Genomic DNA, 20326 nt, shown 5'->3' with positions numbered 1-20326 from the left:
TCAGCCCCCGCAGCACGCCCAGCGCCAGGCAGAGCAGCGCCGGCACGGCGAAGATTTCGAACGGCATGGAGCGAGGCGTTTTAGTCGAGTGGGGCGCTGGGCACCCGGGCCCGGTGCGGGGTGGCCAGAAACGACGCCTGGGTGCGGCCCACGCGCAGCAGGGCCAGGCACATGCACAGGATGGCGTAGGGCAGGCGGACCACGGCCCGCAGCAGCTGCCCGTTGTAGAGCCGGGCGGGCAGGGCCAGCAACAGCGTGGCGGCCAGCAGCAGCAGCAGCCCACCCCAAAACCCCGGGGGCGGCCCCACCGGCAAGACCAGCGAGAGCAGAAACAGCAGCCCGAGCACGCCAATCAGCAGCGTGCGCGGCACCAGAAAGGTTTGCATGGCCTTGTTGAAAAACTCCACGTTGCCGAACCTAACCAGCTGCGTAAAACCCTCGCCGGCGTATTTCTGCAGGAACTCCAGCTGGGAGGCCAGCCAGCGGGTGCGCTGCTGGGTAAACACCCGGGCGCTGTCAATTTTCTCGTCGTACACGTAGGTGTCGGCCAGGTAGCCCACCTTCACCCGGTCGCGGGCAATCCGAAAATCCAGCTCCTTGTCTTCGCCCACCGTTTCGCCGATGCCCGTCAGGAGCCGCTGCAGGTAGCCGTAGTCGAACGCCATGCCCGAGCCTATCAGCGCCGAGGACAGGCCCAGGGCAAACGGGCCCTGGCGGTAGATGTGGTTGTTTATCTCCTCGTTGCAGGCGTCCAGCAGGGCGAAGGCCGTGTCCTGATTCAGGGCCGTGCGGTGGGTTTGCACCACGCGGTAGCCCAGGTCGAAAGCGCGGTTAATGTTGCTCAGGCAGCCTTTGCCCATGAGGTTGTCGGCATCGAGCACCACGGCGATGTCGAAGGCGGCCGCAGGAAAGGTGTGCAGCGCGTGCAGCAGGGCCTTGCCCTTGGTGCTGCGCTCAAAAGCGACTTCCACCACCTCGGCGCCCGCCTGCCACAGGGCCTGCACGGTGGCGGCCCGCAAGCCATCGGCAATCACCACAACCTGAAACGTGCCCTCGTACGGGTGGCGCAGGGCCGCTTTGGCGGTGGCCAGAATCACGGCATCGGCCCGGTAGGCCGGCAGAAACACGCCGATGTGGCGCAGGCGAGTGGGGTGGTACGGCCCCCGGTCTACCTCCAGCAGCCGCTCCGGAAAGTGGCCCGCCACCGTAAAAAACAACAGGTACAGGCAGTTGAGCAGCAGAAAGCCCCCGGCCAGCTCCAGCCCATAGTGCAGCAATAGTTGAAGTAGTTGCATAGCGAACGTAATAGATACAATAGCTTGAAAACACCGGGCTTACCCCACCTGCGGGTGCTGCAAGTGCCAGCGCAGGCCGCGGCCCAGGGCGCGCAGGTGGGGCCACTCGCGGTGCAGAGAATGCTGCAGGGCTTTCTTGGGCAGGGCGGCGGCCAGAAACACCAGCGTGCTGGTCCAGCGGGCCCAGCCCCGGCAGTTGCGCCGGATAAACAGCAGGCGGTTGCGATTCATGTAGTAGGTCTTCAGCACCGAAAACTTGCCCACCGACACCGATTCCTTGTGGTGCACCGTGGACTCGGCCACGTAATGGCAGCTGTAGCCGGCACGCTTGATGGTCTCGCACCAGTCCAGCTCTTCGTAGTACAGAAAGTACGCCTCCGGCATGGGGCCCACCGCCTCCAGCACGCGGCGCGGCACCATCATGGCCGCGCCGTCGGCGAGCTGGGTGGGGTGCGAGTAGTTGTACTGCCCCCGGTCGGCCTCGAGGTAGCCCACCGTGATGCTGCGGCCCGTCCAGGGGTTGATGCCCCGCGAGCCGGCGTACTGAATCAGGTTATCGGTATGGTAAAACAGGATTTTGGGGGAGGCGATGCCGGCCGTGGGGGTGTGCTCAAAGAGCTGCACCAGCGGCTCGAGGAAGCCGGGCGCCACCTCGGTGTCGTTGTTCAGAAATAGCAGGTACTCGCCCCGGGCTTCTGTCAGGCCGCGGTTGTTGCCGCCCGCAAAGCCCAGGTTTTGGTCGGACTTAATGAGCTTCACCTGCGGGTACCGCTCGGTAATCACGTCGGGGTTGTCGCTGGGCGAAGCGTTGTCCACCACAATGATTTCGATGCGCGGGTACGTTGCCCGCAGCAGCGATGCCACCATGGCGCACGTCACCAGCGCCTGGTTGTAGTTAATGGAAATTATGGAAACCAACGGAGTAGCCACGGCAGCAGGGGGTTAAGAAGCGGTGGGAGGAGTGGCCGGCTGGGACTGAGCATCCAGCTGCGGGCCGCGAAACACGAAGGCCCAGGAGATGTACACGACCAGGGCCGAGGGCATGAAGTTGATGACCTCATTGCCGTAGCTGGCCGCCAGGCTGCCGGCCGCCCCGGCCGTGAGGGCAATGAGCTTGGCCTTCAGGGCGCGGTCCCGAATCCGCCACACGATGCCGCAGCACTTGCCCAGAATGTAGAGCATGAGCCCCAGCCAGATGGTGAAGCCCACAATGCCGTACATGGCCCACACTTTCACCCAGTAGCTGTCGGGCGGAATGCTGGCCAGGTACTGGCCCGCGTTGTATTTGATGCCCGAGTTGCCGATGATGCCCAGGCCACCCCCGAAGGGACGGTCGGCGAGGTAGGCGCCCAGCCGCTGCTGGTTCTGAAACCGCACGTTGAGCGACGGGTCGGTGGGGTCCAGGGCCGTGCGCATGCGGTAGATATTGTAGTTGCTGCTGCCAATGGTGGTGTACTTAAGCACCCCAAACCCGGCCAGGGCCATCACCGAGCCCAGCACAAACACCTTGATGTTATTGCTGATGAGCAGGGCCACCAGCACGCCCGAGCCCAGCGTGAAAAGCGCTCCCCGCGTACCCGAGATGAACATGCCCACCACCAGCACCAGCGCCGCCGCCGCCAGCAGCGCCCGCTTCCAGTACTTGAAGGGACCCAGGGCCAGAATGAGCGCAACCAGGGCAATATGGGCCTGCGCCGCGCCGAACTGTCCCGCGTCGCTGTAGAAGGAAAACACGCGCAGCTTGCCCCAGAGCAGGTGGGTTTTGGTGTTTTCATCCAGAAAAGCCTGCTCACCCGCCGACAGGCCCAGGTACAGCTGTTTCAAGCCGTTGAGCGACCCCAGCACCGACAGGCCGATTATCAGCCCCAGGAACAGGTTGAGGTCGCGGCGGGTATTGAACACCAGCAAGGCCAGCGGCACGCACAGGAACCAGTACAGCGCGGCGCTCCGCAGCTCCTGAAACCAGCCCACCACGCTGGCCCCGGCCGGGTTGAGCAGCTCCAGCAGGTTTAGCACAAACCAGCCCAGGCTGAGCAGGCACAGGTCGTTTTTGAGGATGCGCCACTCAAACTGCTGGTAATTGAAGGCCACGGCCACCCACGTCGTCACCAGCAGGCCGTCCACGGCCAGGCCGAAGGGCACCCCGCCCACCTCCCGGGCCAGAATAAAGAACAGAAAGCAGTAGCAGACCAGCGCGATGATGCCCAGCCGCGGGCGGTGAAACAGCGCAATGAGAAACGGCACCGCCACCGCCACGGCCACCAGCAGGCCCGGCACCACCAGCCCCTCGCGGGCCGTGAGCCAGCCCACGGCCACCGCCAGCACCACGCCAATGGGCACGAACAGGCCGGGGAACCGGGGCGAAAAAATGGGCGTGAAAGGGTGCACCAGCGAATGGCTTACGGGTGAATGAGGCAGGAAAGGGCTCCGTTAGTTCAGCAAGGGCTGGGAGGGGTGGGGTGGCAAGGCCGGGCGGAAAGCGGGGGCGGCAGTGGGCCGGGCGCGGGCCCCGATGAACTCGGCCACGTATTCGGGCAGCACACCGTTGAGCACAATTTCGATGGGCGCCTTCGTGACCGTGCGGATGCTCTGGAATATCTGCCGGTCGGCCGGCAGCCACGAGCGTTCGGCGCGCACCGCCACCAGAATCAGGTCCAGGTCCTGCAGCAGCGAGGCAGGGTACGTGGATTCGAGTAGCGCCGGAAATTCCACGATGATAACTGCCTCGCCGGGCACGTACTTGGTGGCAATGTCTTCTACCCGCACGCCCTGCGTGAGCCCCTGCAGCGGGGAGTAAAACTGAATGCCGTCGTGGGGCATAATCTGCAGCACGTGGTCGCTGGGAAACAAGCTCAGCGTGTTGATGCCCATTTCGCTCAGGCTGGCGGCCAGGCTGCTGCACACTTCGGTTTTGCCCTCGGCGCTCTGGCTGCTCAGCACCCCAATCACGTAGGGCTTGTCGGTGCTGGCCTTGTGCTGGAACTTGAGCAGCAGGTGCCGGGCCAGGTGGTCTTCGGCCCGCTTAGCGTAGGGCGGCGGGCCGGCCGAGGGGCGTGTGGGCTTGGGAATGATGCCGGCCACCGGAAAGGTGGTCACCGCCGCGGCGTGGGCCGGGTTTTGCAGCGAGGTATCGAGCATGGCCGCCGTGACCAAACCGGCCCCGGTGAGCAGAAACGAGCCCACCACCCCGCCAATCAGCAACAGCAGCAGCTTGGAGCCGGTGCTCCGGGTGGGCAGATAGGGCGGGTCTACCACGCGCAGCTGCGAGGCGAGCAACCCGTTTTGCTGCGAGAGCTTGCTCTGTTTCAGCCCTTCCATTTGGGAGAGGTATTCCTTCTCGGCTACTTCCACCTCCCGCCGGATTTTTCGGATTTCGGCGCCCAGCGGCACCAGTGCGTTGTACTGCCCCGCTACCGTCTGCTTTTGCTGGCGCATCAGGTTGAGCTGGCTTTTCAGGTCTTCCACCAGCAGGGCGTTTTTGGTGTAGTCGCCCAGCAGGTCCTTCACGTTCACGCCCTGCACCGAGTGCGAGCTGGCGTATTCACTGTTCACCGCGTCGCCTATTTTGTTGGTCAGCTGCTCGGCTTGCTGCTTGAGGCTCGCCAGGCGGGCCGGGGCCCCTGGCACCGTGCTGCCCACCAGTTCCAGCTCGGCAATCTGGCTGCTCAGGCCCGAGAGCTGGTTGCGCAGCCGGATAATCTCCTGGCTTTTTAAGCTGGAAACGCCGCGCTTGCTCAGGGTCGTTTCCACCGATTTCAGCTGGGAGAAGGCGCCGGCATACTGCATCTCGAGCTGGTTGTACTTGTCGGCCGAAAGCTGCTTTTCATCGGTCGATGCCAGGATTTGCTTGTCGTAGTCCACCAGGTTGTGCTTCTGGTGGAACTCCAGCAACCGCTGCTCGGCCGCCTGCAGGCGCTGGTAGGCCTTCTGGGCAGCCTGGTCGAAGTAGCCAATCACCGTTTCGTTCTGCCCCGTGAACAGTTCCTTGTGCTTGCGGATAAACACTTGGGTCAGAATCTCCAGGGTCTTCTGGCACACCACCGGGTCGGTGGTGGTGTACTCCACCTGCACCAGGTCGCTGTCCTTCACCCGCGAGGCCGTGATGCCTTCCAGCGCGGTTTCGGAATACAGCGGCGCTTTGGAGTTCACCAGTTTGTTCACCGGGTTGCGGGGTCCTTCCTGGTAGGCCGCCCGTAGGCGGGCCATGGTTTCGGCCAGGGTGTTGCCAGTGAGGCGGGACCGCACGCGCGGAGGCAGCAGCTTGTCGGTCTCGGCGGTGGGCCCGCCCAGCAGCTCCTCGAGAAAGGCTGCCGTCACGTTGGACACCCCCTGGGCAGGGCGCGTCAGACGCATCGGGTCCTGCATCAGGCGCCAGGCCAGCAGCCGCAGGCTCACCTCCTGGCGCGTGTCGCGCGAGTTCACCAGCGTGAGCAGGTTGTCGAAGGCCGTACTGGTGGCATTCCAGTTGCCGCCCGCGTCGTTGTTGCCGCCCTCAATCTTGTAGCCCGAGGCAATGCCGGTGTAAATCACCGTGTCGGACTTGTATTTCCGGTCCTGAAACCGCGAAAAGAAATAAATAGACCCCGCCGTGGTCACCGGCACGAGCAGCAGCAGCAGCCAGTGCCGCCGCATAAGTCGAAGAAACTCTTTGGCTGTCATTTTCCTAGCGTTAGGGTGTTGATGGGCATGCCAATCATGTTTTCCATCAGCAGCACGGCCGTCTGATAGCTGTTTTTGGCTTCCGCGTCGGCCAGCGCTGCCTTGTTGTAGAAGTCAATGGCCGTGATTTGCTCACTGACCTGAATCTCGCCTTCGCGGAATTTCTTGTCGGCTATTTTCTTGTTGACACTCGCCGACTGCAGGGCGTCCTGGTAGTGCTGCATGCCGATTCGGGCCAGCACCAGCGCCTGGTACTGCGCAATCACCTCCGCCCGGATTTTCATTTCGGCCTCGTTGCGCTCGGCCTCGGCCTTGGTTACCAGCAGCTCCTGGCGGTGCTGGGTGCTGCGCCGGCCCGCCACCAGGTCCAGCGGCACGGCCAGGTTCACCCCGGCCGAATACACGGCCCGCGCCCCCTGGGAGAACGGGTTCATCATGTACACGGGCCGCGACGTGGCATCGGCCGTGGCGAAGTAGGGCAGCGAGCCGTAGTTGTAGCTCGACATCACCGATACCATGTTCAGGAGGCGTTTGCGGCTCAGCTTGAGGTCTTCGGTGGCCACGCCGCGGCCGGCTTCCAGGCGCGCCACTTCGGCCGAGTGCTTAATGGCGGCCTCGTATAAGCGCGGCAGCACCTTCGCCGGCTCGCTGAAGAAAATCGTCGCCTCGGGGTCCGTTTTGGCCGGGAGCGCCTGGCCCCAGCCCGGGGTCATCGCCAGCCCCAGCAGAATTGCCAATGTCTTTCTCATCATACGTTTTCCTGTTGAATGAGCGCCGGGATGGTTTTGAGCAGGATAAGCAAATCGCCTTTCAGGGAATGGCTGCGGGCGTATTCCAAATCCAGCGCTTTGCGCTCGTCTTCCGACATGCCGGCCCGGCCGCGCTTGCTCACCTGCCACAGCCCCGTGATGCCCGCCGGGGCCAGAAACCGGGCGGCAAACTGGTCGGTGGTCAGCTTCTCGGCTTCGTAGAGGGGCAGCGGCCGGTTGCCCACTATCGACATGTCGCCCCACAGCACGTTGAACAGCTGGGGCAATTCGTCGATGCTGGTGTTGCGCATGAACGCACCCACCCGGGTCACGCGCGGGTCGTTTGCAATTTTGATGAACGCCGGCGCGCCGTTGGTTTTCTGCAGCGCGCGGTAATGCTTCTCACACACCACCTGGCCGCTTTTGTCGATGAGCGGCGCCTGGCACCCACCTCCGCCACAGGCACAGGTGTTGGGTTCGGCGGGAGCCGGGCCGGTGGCCTGGTACTGGTTTTGGCCCTTCATGTCGGGCAGGAGCTGGTCGGCATCCTGGCGCATCGAGCGGAATTTCCAGAACCGGAACACCCGGTAGCCCGTCCCCACGCGGTAGGAATAATAGAACACGGGCCCGCGCGACTCCAGCTTGATGAGCAGCGCCACCACCGCAAACACGGGCAGCAGGCACAGCAGGCACCCTAGCGCCAACGCCAGGTCAAACAGCCGCTTGCCCACCGGGATGGAGCGGGCCGCGCGCCGGGCCCTGCCGGCCGTCGCGCCTGCCCCATTTCGGTAGCGAAGCAAGGGGCGCCACTGGGGTAGCAAGGGCGCAGGTGATTTAGCAGCATAGCTATTTTTTAAAATGGCTTCCATACAACTGATGCTTAGGAAATGAGAAATCAGACCGGGCCGGAGCCCCAAGCAGTCAGCCGATTAGGCGCTGACCCTGCTCAGTATCTTTTTGATTCTGATTTCCAGCTCTTCGGGGTTGAATGGCTTTACCAAGTAGTCATCGGCGCCTTGCTTGAGGCACAAAATCTTCTTGCTAGTCTCGTCGGTACCGGACAGCATGAGCAGCGGCGTGTTCTCATGCACCGGCGATGCGCGCAGCTCACGCACGAAATCCAGGCCGTTCATGAGCGGCATTTCGTAGTCCGCCACAATCACGTCGACCCGGGTACTGTTCTGCAGCCACGCCAGGGCTTCCCGGCCATTGGCCGTGAGCACAACTTCGTATTCTGTGGAGAAAAAGTGCTCCAGAATTAATTGAATAGCAGGTTCATCGTCGATAACCAGTAGTTTCTTCTTCATATTCATAACCAAGTTTGTTTCGTGGGCAGGGTGGAGGACGCGCTATCCGATACCCGGGCGAATGGCCTCCCTTCACGATGAAGTCGCTATCGGAGGAGCCAAGCGGGAGAACGGGAGGGGCTTCGGAATTCCCGCTTGCCCCCGCGAAGCGGTGTGGGCAGGGAATCAAAGCGCGTTGGTGTAGTCAGATTTCTTTATGATTTCCTATAAATGATTGCAATAAGTAATAAATAGTGAAATAATAATATTGAATAAATGCCAATACTGTTGAGGCATGGGCATGCCGAAGCCGGAGGCTTGAAAGCCTCAGAAAATAGTGGGTGGGTTTGGAAGGATGGGACGGCGTCGCCAGAGGATGGTGGCTGGGACCGGGGGCTTACTTGTGCAGCTCTACACAATTATACGGTCTAATTTCCGTACATGGATATGGTGGACGAGCAAAAAAATACGGTAAGCAGGAGCATGGGCACGCACGAGGCATTCACCATTGGATGAGCTTGATTTATCAAGATTCTGAGAGCGGATTGCGAATTGATAAATAGCGGGTTTGTGAAAAATTACTTTGCTTAACAGCCTTGTATTCAAATGGTAATAAATGAAGTGGCTCCGGCTATTGGCTAAGTTGAATTGTGAATACATCAGTAATCTGATTTGTTATTCTACTGGTTGTACGGAGGAGGTTTGCCAGCACGGCGGGCTCCGGATTTTTTTGTAAAACTTCTTCGAATTTTTTCATATACCGTTGCGCTTCACTTATCTGCAAGTTGCCATATGTCGATTTTAGGGTGTGCACCAGCAGCTGCGCCGCCGCCCAATCCTGGCAGGCCACGGCCGCGCCGAGCTGGGCCACCTGGCCCGGCACGGTATCGACGAAAAGCTGCTGCATCTTGCGCACAAAGGCGGCGTCCTGCGCCAGCCGGCCCAGTCCCTCGAAGCCAAAGAGGGGCGTAGCCGGCGCCGCTACGGGCGCGAGCGAGGCCGGCGCCCGCGAGGCCCGGCCCGTGTTGCGGGCAATGATGAGGTACAGGCTGTTTTCGTGGTACGGCTTCACCAGGCAATCGGTAAATCCGGCCTGGGCATACGAGTCCAGGTCACATTTTATGGCGTTGGCCGTGAGGGCAATGATGGGGGTGTGCTGGTTGGGGTTGGGCACGTGCCGCAGGTGCCGGGTGGCGTCGAGGCCGTTCATGCGCGGCATCTGGATGTCCATTAGAATCAAATCATACGCCCTGCCGTGGGCCATGGCCACGGCCTGCTCGCCGTCGCTGGCCACGTCGGCCTCTACCTCCCACAGCCGCAGCAGCGCCCGCGCCAGGAAGGTGTTCACCGAGTTGTCTTCCACCAGCAGCACCCGCAGGCCCTGGAGCAAGCCCGCTGCCAGGGGCTGCGGCGGGTGCTGCTCCAGCGGCGGCTGCTCGCTCACGCGGTAGGGCAGCTGAACGTAAAACCGGCTGCCCGCCCCCGGCTGGCTGTCGAGCCAGATGCGGCCACCTTGCAGCTCAACCAGGCTTTTGCAGATGGCCAGCCCCAGCCCCGTGCCCCCATACAGCCGGTTGGTGCTGGTATTGGCCTGCCCGAAGCTCTTGAACACCTGGTCGAACTTATCGGGGCTGATGCCAATGCCGGTGTCTTCCACACAAAACCGCAGGTGCACCCGGCCCTCTTCCTGGTGGGCTACCCCCGCGGTCACCAGCACTTCGCCGGTGCTGGTGAACTTGATGGCGTTGTTAATCAGGTTCACCAGCACCTGGTTAAGGCGTCCGGGGTCGCCTTCCACCGTTGGCAGGGGCTCGTCTTCCACTTCTGCTTGCAGGCTCAGGCCCTTCGCCTCGGCCTGGAAACCGAGCGACTTGGTGGCGGCGTGCACCGCCGCGCCCACATCGAAGGGAATGCTTTCCAGGTCCACCTTGCCCGACTCGATTTTGGCGAAGTCGAGGATGTCGTTGATGACGACCAGCAGGCTTTCCGCGTTCGAGAGGACAAGGTCGAGGTATTCGCGTTGCTCGGGGGCGGTCACCTGCTTTTTCAGCAGCCGCGAAAGCCCGACGATGCCGTTCATGGGCGTGCGAATTTCGTGACTCATGTTGGCCAGAAATATCTCCTTGGCCCGCATCGATTCCTCGGCCGTGACGCGGGCACGCTTCAAATCGGTGATGTCGGTGGCAATGGTGAGCAGGTACCGGGTGCCGTCGGGCCGGATAAAGGGCTTTTTCGTGGTGTGGTACCACGCCTCCTGCCCGTCCAGGTGGTGGGTGTGCAGCGCCTCAAAGCTGACGCTGGTGCCGCTTTCCAGCAAGGCCAGGTCTTGGGCCAGCGAATCGGTGGCCAGCGCCGTATGGCCCAGTAGCTCGGTCATGCTCAGGTTGTGGAGCTGGGCGTAGGCCTCGTTGGCCAGAATGTAGGTGCCCGATTCATCCTGCACGCACATGGGGTTGGGGTTGGCGGCGATGACTTGCCGCACCAGGGCCTGCTCGTTGGCCAGCTGCTGCTCAATTTGCTTGCGCTGGGTGATGTCGACCCCGTAGCCGATGAGGTAGGCCACCTCCCCGGTGGCGCCCAGCACAGGATAGCACTTGCGCAGGCGGTGGGTGGGCACGTTAGGCGTGGGGCTTTCTTCCCAGGCCACCTCCTGCCGGGTTTCCAGCGCGCGATGGAATTGCGCGTGATGGCGGGCAATGGCGGCTTCTTCCCATGGCTGGGCCTGGCAATACGCGGCCAAGTCCTGCCCCACCAGCTGTTGCTGCAGGGCGGCGCTGGGCACTTCCCGCTGGTTCACAAACCGGCAGGTTTGGGTTGCGTCGAACACCGAAATACCCGCGGGAATGTTGTTGAGAATGATTTCGAAAAAGTCCTTCTGCGCGAGGAGCTGCTCGGTAAACGCCTTCTCTGCGTGAATGTCCTGAATGGTGCCCAGCAGCTGCTCGACGCGGCCGTTGGCATCGCGCGCAAACACCGTGTCCTGCACCCGCACCCAGGTCCACTGCCCGTTCCGGGCCCGGAGGCGCAGCTCAATCTGCCCGGGCGGGCCCACGGGAGCATTGCGCAGCTGCTCGTGGTGCAGGAGCAGCCGCGGCTTGTCGTCGGGGTGCAGCAGGGCGTCCAGCAGACGCGGCTTCAACCCGCCTATTTCCTCCGGCGGGTACTGCAGCATCTGGTACAGCCGGTCGTTGAAGAATACTTCCGTCTGCTCGGCCAGGCTGTAGAGGTACAGCGCCGCGGGCAGGGCTTGCGCCATCTGATTGATAAAGACCTTGCGCAGGGCCAGCTGTTCGCGCAGTTCCTGGCTCATGCGCCTTTCCTGGCGCAGGCGCTCTTCCAGGTACGTCACCCGGTTGAGCAGCACCCGCACTTTTATTCTGGAGGCACGGCGCCTCTCCTTCAATTCGACCCTGGATTTCTTTTCCATCCTCACACAAAGCTGAAGTGCCCGCCGTGCCCAGAGGCAAAGCAGGCACTGGTAAAAGGCCGGCGGATTACCGGTCTCCGCGGGGCGGCTGCCCCGGGTGTAAAATTCCCAGCCCTGCTTGGCCCAGAGTAGGCCAGGCCCCGTTCCCTCCGCCACCCACGAGCAAACCGAAGAGCATTAGGTAGCAGTGCAAATGACCTTGAAGCCGCCAGCTGGAAATGGATTGCCAACCTAACAGGGCCGATTGGACGAGCCGAGTGTATAAGTGAGCTGTTTGAGCTGTTAGGGTGTAAAAGGAGGGTCCTGTTTTGGCAGCACCCAAAAACCGTCTGCAAGGCAGGTGGCCACCCCTAGTGAGTGGACGGCAGAGCACTGGGCAGGGTAAGCAATATTATTTCATGGTTGAATATAACAAATTTCAACTAAATCCTGCAGTAAAAACAGCCCGCAACTACTGATTTGCGTCCGTCTTTTTACGTAAATCCTGCAGGTTTCAATCCTCTCAAATCTTCTCACGGCGCTGATGGGCCACCCGGTCTGCAACGGCCACACAGGGGTGCACCACTAGGCTATGGCCAGGAAAAGTATAGGCCGCAGAAGTGGCTGCTGACCCGTTGGCTCAAGCCCTCGTACAAGCCCCGGAATTCCATTCCTAACCTATGACCACGCTCTACCTGCTGGCGCTGCTACCGCCAGAACCCGTGTTTTCGGAAATCTGGGCCATGAAGCAGGAAGTGCACCGGCTCACCGGAAGCCGCAACGCCGTGAATCTGCCGCCCCACATCACGCTTATCCCGCCACTGCGCCAGAATGCGGATTTTGAGGAGAAATGCATCGCGGCCCTTGCTGCTTTTGCCCAGACCCAGCGCGCCCTATCCGTTGGGCTAAATGGGTTTGCTTGGTTTGGAAACCGGACGCTTTTTGTGCGGGTGAGCGAGGCGGCTGCGCTGCAAAAGCTGCACGAGGCTCTTACCGATTGGTGCGCCACTCACCTGCCGGAAGTTCCGGTGGAGAGCCGCCCATTTACGCCCCACCTTACGCTGGCTACCCGCGACCTGCCCCGCGCGCAGGTGCCGGAGCTGCGCCAGTTATTTGCGGCTCGCGCCTACGCGGCTACGTTTCCGGTGCATAGTCTCACCCTCTTCCGCCACGATGGGCGGAAATGGCAGCCCCGCGCAACTTTTGAGCTGAATTGAGCTGAATCGGGAGGTGAGCTACGTGGTGATTTAGCTCCACTTGTCGGAATGCCAGCAGGGTGTAGAGATGCGACACTTCGCGTTTCCCTGTTGAACGACACCCACGCAGCCCGCACGAGGAGACGCGAAGTGTCGCGTCTCTACCACGTTCTTGCCCCAATAGCTTCTAAGCAAGGGGCGCCTTAAGCCGCAACAAGACCTTTATTGCACCCGCGTCAGGCGCAGGTAGTCGAGCATGGCCTGATTTACCTGACCGTTCATGTTCTCATTGGCGGGCTCAAAGGCCAGGGTGAGGCGGTGGCTGCCTTTGTCGAGGTATACCAACACGGCATTGGTAAAGCCCCAGTTCGACCATTCGGCCACGCCCCGCTGGGGCAGCACGATGGTGCCCAGCCGCTGCGCTCCCATCCGCAGGGTGCGAATGGCGCACTGGTTGTTGGTATTGGTGGGGCCGTTGCCGTTGGCGTAGCGGAAGTCCACGGCGTAGAGTCCGGTTTCGAGCACCTGCACGGGCAGGGTCAGGGAAGTATTCAGCGATTTGCTGATTTCTACGAAGCCCGCGCCGCTGAAGCCCTTGTAGGGATGGGCAGCTTTCGGGGTCACCGCTTCCACCTGGTATTGCCGGTGCAGGCCAGCTTTTTCAATGAACAACGGCTCGCTGGCAAATGACTCCAGGCCAGTAGCGCCCACGGCAACAACCTGGTATTCGGCATACGCGGAGGCCGCCGGCACCGCTAGTTCCGTTGTGGTAACGTTGGTCAACTGCTGGCCGTTTTTCAACACCTTGTACGATTTCACGTCGGGCTGCGCGGCCCAATGCAGGTGCCCGTTGGCGTAGGCCACGTCCGGCGTTTCGGGCGAGAAGAGGTTGGCAACCCGCGCCACTGGGCCGGACTGCGGCGCTTCGTTGCGCAGCTCAATACGCACGGCATGGTGGCCGGTGAGCGTCGCGGGCACGGCCGCCTCGGGCAGGGGCTGGCCGTCGAGCGTGATGCTGCTAATCTGGTTGCCGTAGCCTTGCAGGCTGATGTCGAGCACGGCCCCGCGATAGTGAAGGCCGGTGAGCTGGCGGGTGCCTTGCAAAGCCTGCGGCACAAATGGATGAAACACCAAGCGGTTGGGCTGCCACTCCATGCCAAACAGCACCTTGTACACCAGGCCCAGGCTGCCCGAAAGGCTCCAGAGCATGTTGCTGGAGTTGATTTGGGTGCCGGCGTAGTCGCCGTTTTCAGCTACAAAGTTTTCCTTGTTGGTGAGAAACAGTGCCGCCGGGCGATACACGGCCGAAATGCTTTCCATTACCGACTGTTCGTTGCCGGCCTTGGCCGCTGCCAGCGCCCAGAAGCTTTGCACAAAGGGCCACACGGCATTATTGTGGTAGGGCGGAATGCCCGGAATCTGCGGGTAGATGCACGGAATGCCGTAGGGCGTGGTGGGCGTCTTGGCCACCACTTGCTGGGCCCGCTCGCCATCAGCCACTCCAAAAAGCACGCTCAGGGCTTCCCCCAGGCCCTCGGCGCGGGGCGACAGCACCAGGAAATTCCGGCCGTACAGGTACTGGCCGTAGTAGCCGCGGTCGGCCTGCCAGAGGTGCTCGTTGATGCCCTGCTTGATGCGTTGGGCTAATTTTTCGTGCGCACTGGCCACGGCCGTTTTGCCGAGCTGCTGGGCCATTTGGGCCAGCACCACGTTGGCGTGGTAGTGCACGGCGTTGGTGCCCAGGTTTTCCGACTGGTAGATGTCCACCGGCTGCATCCAGCGCGGATACGTCTGCTCGCGCCAGTCCAGAAACGACGACTCGCCGCGCACCAGCCCCGTGGCGGGGTCGTAGGCATTGAGCTGGTCGTCGGCGATGGACTCCCTGATGATGGGATACACCTGCCGGAGCCAGGCCTGGTCGCCGGTTACTTTGAAGATTTCCCAGGCCGCCGTGGCCCAGATAATGCGGTCGGTGGAGCAAGGGTAGGCCCCGCCCGTGCCCGTGTCCTGGATGATGCGCCCCCCGGGGCTCACCTTGCGCATCAGGCTTTTCATGGCCGAGCGGGGCTGCAGCGCGGCCTGCGCCAGGATGATGCTGTAGCTGATGTCGCGGGTCCAGACACCGGCCCACTCCTTGCCGGTGCGGAACGTGCTGTCGGGCTCCACCGCCCGGCGGGCTTCTTCCAGGGCCAAGTTGTAGAGAGCATCGGCCAGCGGGTACTCGGACGTGTACTGCGGGAAGTCGGCCGTATTAATGGATTGCTTCCACTGACCGGCCGTGCTTTTGGCATCCTGCGGCGCATTCAGCAGCAGCGTTACCTCGTAAATGCCGTTGCCGTCGGGGTCCTTCAGCTCCAGCTCAGGTTTATTCACCAGGTTGTCGAAGTCCCAGCTCAACGGCGCCGTGCTGCCCGCCACAAACACGTGCTTGAAGTCCTGCTGGTACAGCTTGTCGCCCTTATAAGTCGTGTAAAAGCCCTGCTGCTTAAATGCCGCCAGCACCGGCCGCAGGTCCAGCCTGATTTTCAGCGAAGTATTGGGGGCCAGGTACGTATTGGCCGGCACCGGCGTGGGGTCCTCAAAGTGCTTACCGAAGGTGAGCACGGGCGTTTCCAGCGCTTGGGCCGCCTCACCGGCTTTGGGCAGGGCCACAAACAGGTGGTTCTGGCCCGGCGCCAGCTCGTTGTCCTTGCCGTTGAGGCTGAATTTGAATTCTATCCGCGGGCTCTGAAACGCATTGGCTGGGCTCTTGTAATCCGAGGTAAGCTCCGTGGCCGACAGCGCCCGGGCCGTGTAGGGACCCTGCACCACCCGGTCGCGGTAGAGTGCGTACTCGCCCGACTGCCATACGGGCGCATCCGCCGGTAGGGCTTGCGACCCACCAGCCGCCGGAGCGGTTGTTGCAGCAGTGGTAGACTTTTGCATCTGGCAGGAACTCATCAAGGCAGGCACCAGCACGAGGCTCGCGAGGCCGGGAAAGTATTTCATAAGATAACAGTAAAAGCAAAAGGGCGCCGGCTGCGGCAATGTTTCAGGCCGTGGCACAAGTCTGGCCGGGGTGGGGCAGGAGCGACGAGCCTACTTAAATTGAGCTAAACTTTAGCCGGCTGAACGATAGAGCCAGCGGCCCGCTCTCACCATTTCAAGCGGACGGCGCCCGGGGCATTCCGCACCGTCACCGCCGGGTTCGTGGTATGCTCCCCCGACAGGCTTGCGGGTTTCTGCAGATAGGAAATGCGCGATTGCGGCTTGAGGGCTTTACCGTCGGCCTGTAGGTCGGGCAAGGCCCCGAAGCCGTGAAAGAGCACCTCTACGTGCTTAAACTTCGATTTCGACGAGCCCTGCACGGGGCCTAGTTCCAGGGTGTGCGCCGTGGGGTCCAGCTTGATGGTGCGCTTGAAGAACTGGCCTTTCTCGTGGTTGTAGGTCGTACCGTCGTCTTCGTAGTACACGTAGGAGCTGGGCGCCTCGCCCTGGTACACGTGCAGGTACAGCGTATCGAGCGGAGCCTGCGCGGTGTACTGCACCGGGCTCTGCATCGGGATGATGCTACCCCCGCGCACAAACACGGGCAGGCGGTCGAGCGGCGAGGGCACGTAAGCCGCCTTGCCCCCGGCGTGCAGCTCGTCGCTGTAGAAATCGTACCAGCGGCCGGCCGGCAGGTACACCTTGGCGGCTTGCAGCGTGCTGGCTACCGGCGCTACCAGTAGCCCCGGCCCAAACTGGTACTCGTTCTGGAATTGCCCGTCGTAAATCTGGCCGTCGTGCGGGTAGTCGAGTGCCAGCGACCGCTGCACCGGCAGGCCATTCTGCGTGGCCTCGTAGAAGGCCGAGTATACGTAAGGCAGCAGGTTGTAGCGCAGCTGCACGTAGTCGCGGTTGATGTCCGTGTAGTCTTCCCCAAACGCCCACGGCTCGGCCGCCTTGGTATTCACGGCGCTATGGGCCCGGAAAAAAGGCGTGAACGCACCAATCGACATCCAGCGGGTGAACAGTTCGCCCGTCGGCGGCGGCGATGCTACAAAGCCGCCCACGTCCATGCCGGCGTTGGCCACGCCGCTCAGACCCAGGCTGTTTACCAGGCGCACGCCGGCTAGCATGTGGTCGTCGGTGCTCACGTTGTCGCCAGTCCAGATGGCGGTGTAGCGCTGCAGGCCTGCGTAGCCGGCCCGCGTCAGGATGAGCGGCCGGCGGCCCCCCATCAGCTTGCGCGTGCCTTCGTAGGTGCTGCGGGCCATCTGCAGGCCGTACACGTTGCGGGCGGCGTTGGTGGTCGCGCCGTGGCCGTCGTAGTTAAACAGCATGTTGCTGGGCAGTTGGTTGCCCCAGGTCGACATCTCGTTCATGTCGTTCCAAAACCCTTCCACCCCGTCCCGGACGAGGCCCTGAAACTGCTGCCCCCACCACTGGCGGGCGGCGGGCAGGGTGAAGTCTGGAAAATTGCACAGGCCCGGCCACACCGCCGCACGGAAGTTGGTGCCGTCGGGGTATTTCACGTACAGGTCGCGGGCTTTGCCGTCTTCCCACTGCTTGTAGCCCGCTTCGGTTTTCATGCCCGGGTCCACTATTACCGCCATGTGCACGCCCAAGCCTTTCAGGTCCTTGAGCATCTTGCCAGGCTGCGGAAAGCGCTGCGGGTTCCAGGTAAAAATCTTGTAGGCATCCATATAGTGGATGTCCAGGTAAAGCACGTCGAGCGGAATCTTCTTTTCCCGGAACGTCTGGGCAATGCGCTTCACCTCCGTATCGGGATAATAAGTATAGCGGCTCTGCTGAAAGCCGATGGCCCAGAGTGCCGGCATGGGCATCCGGCCGGTCAGGTGGGTGTAGTCCTCCAGAATGCCTGCGGGCTTCCGGCGTCCTATTAAGTAGTAGTTCATCTCCCCGCCCCGGGCACCAAACGACGAAAACCGGTCGTCGTTGCTGGCCCCGAAGTTGACCTGCCCCACGTACGAATTGTCGAAGAAAAGGCCATAAGCCAGCCCATCGTGTAGCCCCATGTAGAACGGAATGGAGCTATAAAGCGGGTCGGTGCCGGTAGGGTAGGCATAGCTGTCGGTGTTCTGGTGCACGTAGGCCTGGCCGCGCCGGTCCAGCGGGCCGGTCTTTTCGCCCAGGCCCACAAACCGCTCCCCGGGCAGCAGCTTCTTATACGTAGTGATTTCGTCGCCCACCCACGACGTGCCCAAGCCCGCCTCGTCCTGGTTCAAGAGCTGCCCCGCCGCATTGTAAAAAGCAAAGCGTGCCGGGTTCTTCTGAATCACCAGCCGCACCGAGTCGGTGGTAATGGTGATGCTTTCGGCCGCATCCTGCACTCGCAGGGCCGCCGTGCTTGGCGAGGCCACCACCGCATAAGAGAAGTCCGTCGCCAATGGATGCTGGCTGAGCCGCACCCGCAGAATGGTGGGCGAGTAGGCCGTTACTTCGCCAGTTGCGTTGGCAAAAGTCAGGCGCAGCGTGTTGCCGGCCGCCTCCGTGCGCTGCACCGCACCCAGCGATTCCACCTTGGAAAATTGGGCCTGAGCTGGCGTTTGCAATAACATGCCGGTGGCAAACAGGAGGCCGGAAAGCCAAGGGCGCGGTACGAGGTAAGGAATCTTCAAAGCAGTAGGGATGGGGATTCAGGGTAAAAGTTGGGCTAAGCCAGGCTCGGCCATGCAAAGCAAGCAGCCAGCAGGTGTATTCGTAGCAATAAAACTGCGGGCCGGTCTCCGCTGCACCTAGCAGTGCCTTTGCCGTTAGCGCAGCGGCACCATGCTCTCCTGCGAACGGTGCAGCGATGAGTTGCGGATAACCAGCTCAGGCTTCAGAATAAGGTGCGGCGGCATATAAACCGGCCCCCGCTTCAGCAGCTGCAGAAAGAGCCGCACCGCCGTTTCCCCCATTTGCTCGGGCCGCTGGTCGATAACCGTCAGCTGGGGCTGCGTCATGGCCGTAAACGGGTCGTTGCTGAAGCACGCCAGGGCAATGTCCTGTGGCACGCGCAGCGACTGCTCCCGCAGCACCTCCAGCGCCCCCACCGTGGGAATGGCGTAGGCAGCAAAAACGGCATCAAGGGAAGAGTCCAAGGCCAGCAGGTGCTGCATGCCCAGGCGGCCGGCCTCCTGCGTGAGCGCGGGCAGGGAGTAATTCCAGTGCTCTTCATAGGCCAGGCCGTGAGCGCGCAGGGCCTCGCGGTAGCCCAGGTACCGGTTGCGGGTCGTATTCAGGTGCTGCGGCCCGGCCATATGGGCTATGCGGGTGCATCCCTGCGCAATCAGGTGCGAAACAGCCTGGTAAGCGCCCTGAAAATCATCCAGAATAACGGCCATGCTTTGCGGCAGCTCCGGCACGCGGTCAAAGAAAACCAGCGGTATCCCCTGCCGTCGTACCTGCTCGAAGTGTTGGACCTCGAGGTGCGTGGTGGCCGAAACCGACATGAGGATGCCTTCTACCTGCGCATCGAGCATGGTCTCCACGTTGCGCTGCTCCCGGTGCAGGTCCTCATTCGACTGGCACATCATCACATTGAACCCTTCGCGGGTCGCGACTTTCTCAATGCCATTCATCACGGCCGGAAAGAAGTAACCTTTAATGTGGGGCACAATAACCCCCAGCGTCTTGCTGTGGCCTTTGCGCAATGCCGCTGCCAACTGGTTGGGCCGGTAGCTCAACTCCTGGGCCAGCTGCCGCACGCGCTGCTTGGTAGCCTCGCTAATATCCCGGTGGTCGGCCAGCGCCCGCGAAACCGTCGAAATAGATAAGTTGAGCTGTTGGGCTAAATCCCGGATGGAAGTCTGCTGCTTCTTAGCTGCCATAAGTCAGAGTAGTAATAGAACGAGGAGGTGCCCACGGCTGCCAGATGCCGAAAAGGGGCACAACCGCAGCAGATTCTCCTGTAAAATAGCATCAGCAGGCCCGAAGCTGCCGCGTGAGTAAGCCACGCATTGCCGCCGCTACTGTTCAGCGCCAGAAACAGCTCCACATTTCTCAGCTCCACTGCCCGCAGTATCACGTCAGTCTGTTGCCACTCGACCCAAGCCCAATCGCTATCCCTTCTTTGCAGAATGGCATACTATATAGAGTAGATAAAGGCGCCGGACTCTGGACTGGTCTAGCTGCATAGCAGTAGGCTCATTATAAAGGTAATAGGCGGGTATAATCCCCATAACTCGCCCATTTGTTGCCTTCTGAATTACTCCACTCTCGGAGGAAAAAGCGAAAAAAGAGAAGGAAATGTTAGGCTGGTATTGCACGCTAAGAAATTGTCCCTACCTTTGCACCCCCAATAAGAAAAGCGCTTCAAACGGAAACGCAGTCTGAAAAGGGGAGCCAAACGGCTAGCAAAGATTTCACCATCTGAGCGAGTCGAAATAGCTGACACTTCTCTTTAAGGTTCTAACCTTAGCCAGAAAAAAAAGTCAGCAAATTATTTGGATTCACAAATAACTTCCTTACCTTTGCACTCCCAAATCGAAAGAGACGGTGGAAACGGAAAGAAAGACAGCGGCCTTCGGGCCCCACGGTTCGCTCAACAGGAGCGGGCAGACGTTCTTTGAATGCTTGGAAAAGACAAATGGTAAGACTTGCTTCGGCAAGTTGACAACCAAACGTAACATTGAATAAAAACTCGTCAAATACGAGTCGGATTCGCACTCGACATCAGCCCTGCTTCGGCAGGGTGTAGAACATTTTACAATGGAGAGTTTGATCTTGGCTCAGGATGAACGCTAGCGGCAGGCCTAATACATGCAAG

General features: G+C 61.4%; 12 protein-coding genes. 1 reads left to right on the top strand and 11 read right to left on the bottom strand.

The window, feature by feature from the left end:
• Window positions 1–80 precede the first annotated feature (80 nt).
• From LJ738_RS18795 to LJ738_RS18760, 8 genes are all read right to left on the bottom strand, one after another.
• Window positions 81–1295, bottom strand: coding sequence for a glycosyltransferase (locus LJ738_RS18795; RefSeq protein WP_227787892.1), 1215 nt, complete (start codon window positions 1293–1295; stop codon window positions 81–83).
• Between the two features lie 39 nt (window positions 1296–1334).
• Window positions 1335–2213, bottom strand: coding sequence for a glycosyltransferase family 2 protein (locus tag LJ738_RS18790; protein WP_227787891.1), 879 nt, complete (start codon window positions 2211–2213; stop codon window positions 1335–1337).
• A 24-nt stretch (window positions 2214–2237) separates the two neighbouring features.
• Window positions 2238–3683 carry an O-antigen ligase family protein gene (locus tag LJ738_RS21545; RefSeq protein ID WP_227787890.1) on the bottom strand — a complete coding sequence of 482 codons (1446 nt, stop codon included), beginning with the start codon at window positions 3681–3683 and terminating at the stop codon, window positions 2238–2240.
• Window positions 3684–3725: 42 nt separating this feature from the next.
• On the bottom strand, window positions 3726–5927 hold the full coding sequence (locus LJ738_RS18780; RefSeq protein ID WP_227787889.1) for a GumC family protein: 2202 nt from the start codon (window positions 5925–5927) through the stop codon (window positions 3726–3728).
• Window positions 5928–5950: 23 nt separating this feature from the next.
• Window positions 5951–6706, bottom strand: coding sequence for a TolC family protein (locus LJ738_RS18775; protein WP_227787888.1), 756 nt, complete (start codon window positions 6704–6706; stop codon window positions 5951–5953).
• Entirely contained in the window at window positions 6703–7503 is an 801-nt protein-coding gene (locus LJ738_RS18770) for a sugar transferase (RefSeq protein WP_227787887.1), read from the bottom strand. Before LJ738_RS18770 ends, LJ738_RS18775 begins: the two co-directional genes overlap by 4 nt.
• A 129-nt stretch (window positions 7504–7632) precedes the next feature.
• Window positions 7633–8010, bottom strand: a complete 378-nt coding sequence (locus tag LJ738_RS18765; RefSeq protein WP_227787886.1) for a response regulator transcription factor — start codon at window positions 8008–8010, stop codon at window positions 7633–7635.
• Window positions 8011–8620: 610 nt separating this feature from the next.
• Complete coding sequence (locus tag LJ738_RS18760) at window positions 8621–11416, bottom strand: ATP-binding protein (RefSeq protein WP_227787885.1); 2796 nt, start codon at window positions 11414–11416, stop codon at window positions 8621–8623.
• Between the two features lie 659 nt (window positions 11417–12075).
• Here LJ738_RS18760 and LJ738_RS18755 point away from each other — a divergent pair.
• Window positions 12076–12612 carry a 2'-5' RNA ligase family protein gene (locus LJ738_RS18755; RefSeq protein ID WP_227787884.1) on the top strand — a complete coding sequence of 179 codons (537 nt, stop codon included), beginning with the start codon at window positions 12076–12078 and terminating at the stop codon, window positions 12610–12612.
• A gap of 201 nt (window positions 12613–12813) precedes the next feature.
• Here LJ738_RS18755 and LJ738_RS18750 read toward each other — a convergent pair whose 3' ends face one another.
• The 3 genes from LJ738_RS18750 to LJ738_RS18740 form a co-directional block, all read right to left on the bottom strand.
• Window positions 12814–15579 (bottom strand): MGH1-like glycoside hydrolase domain-containing protein, encoded by a 2766-nt coding sequence (locus LJ738_RS18750; protein WP_227787883.1) that lies wholly within the window; start codon window positions 15577–15579, stop codon window positions 12814–12816.
• 146 nt (window positions 15580–15725) lie between these two features.
• Window positions 15726–18194 carry a glycoside hydrolase family 31 protein gene (locus LJ738_RS18745; RefSeq protein ID WP_227787882.1) on the bottom strand — a complete coding sequence of 823 codons (2469 nt, stop codon included), beginning with the start codon at window positions 18192–18194 and terminating at the stop codon, window positions 15726–15728.
• 135 nt (window positions 18195–18329) lie between these two features.
• Complete coding sequence (locus LJ738_RS18740; protein WP_227787881.1) at window positions 18330–19388, bottom strand: LacI family DNA-binding transcriptional regulator; 1059 nt, start codon at window positions 19386–19388, stop codon at window positions 18330–18332.
• Window positions 19389–20326 lie beyond the last annotated feature (938 nt).

The sequence above is a fragment of the Hymenobacter plasmatis genome, assembly GCF_020711255.1.
Lineage (GTDB): Bacteria > Bacteroidota > Bacteroidia > Cytophagales > Hymenobacteraceae > Hymenobacter.
This window is presented reverse-complemented; position numbering and strand designations above follow the sequence as displayed.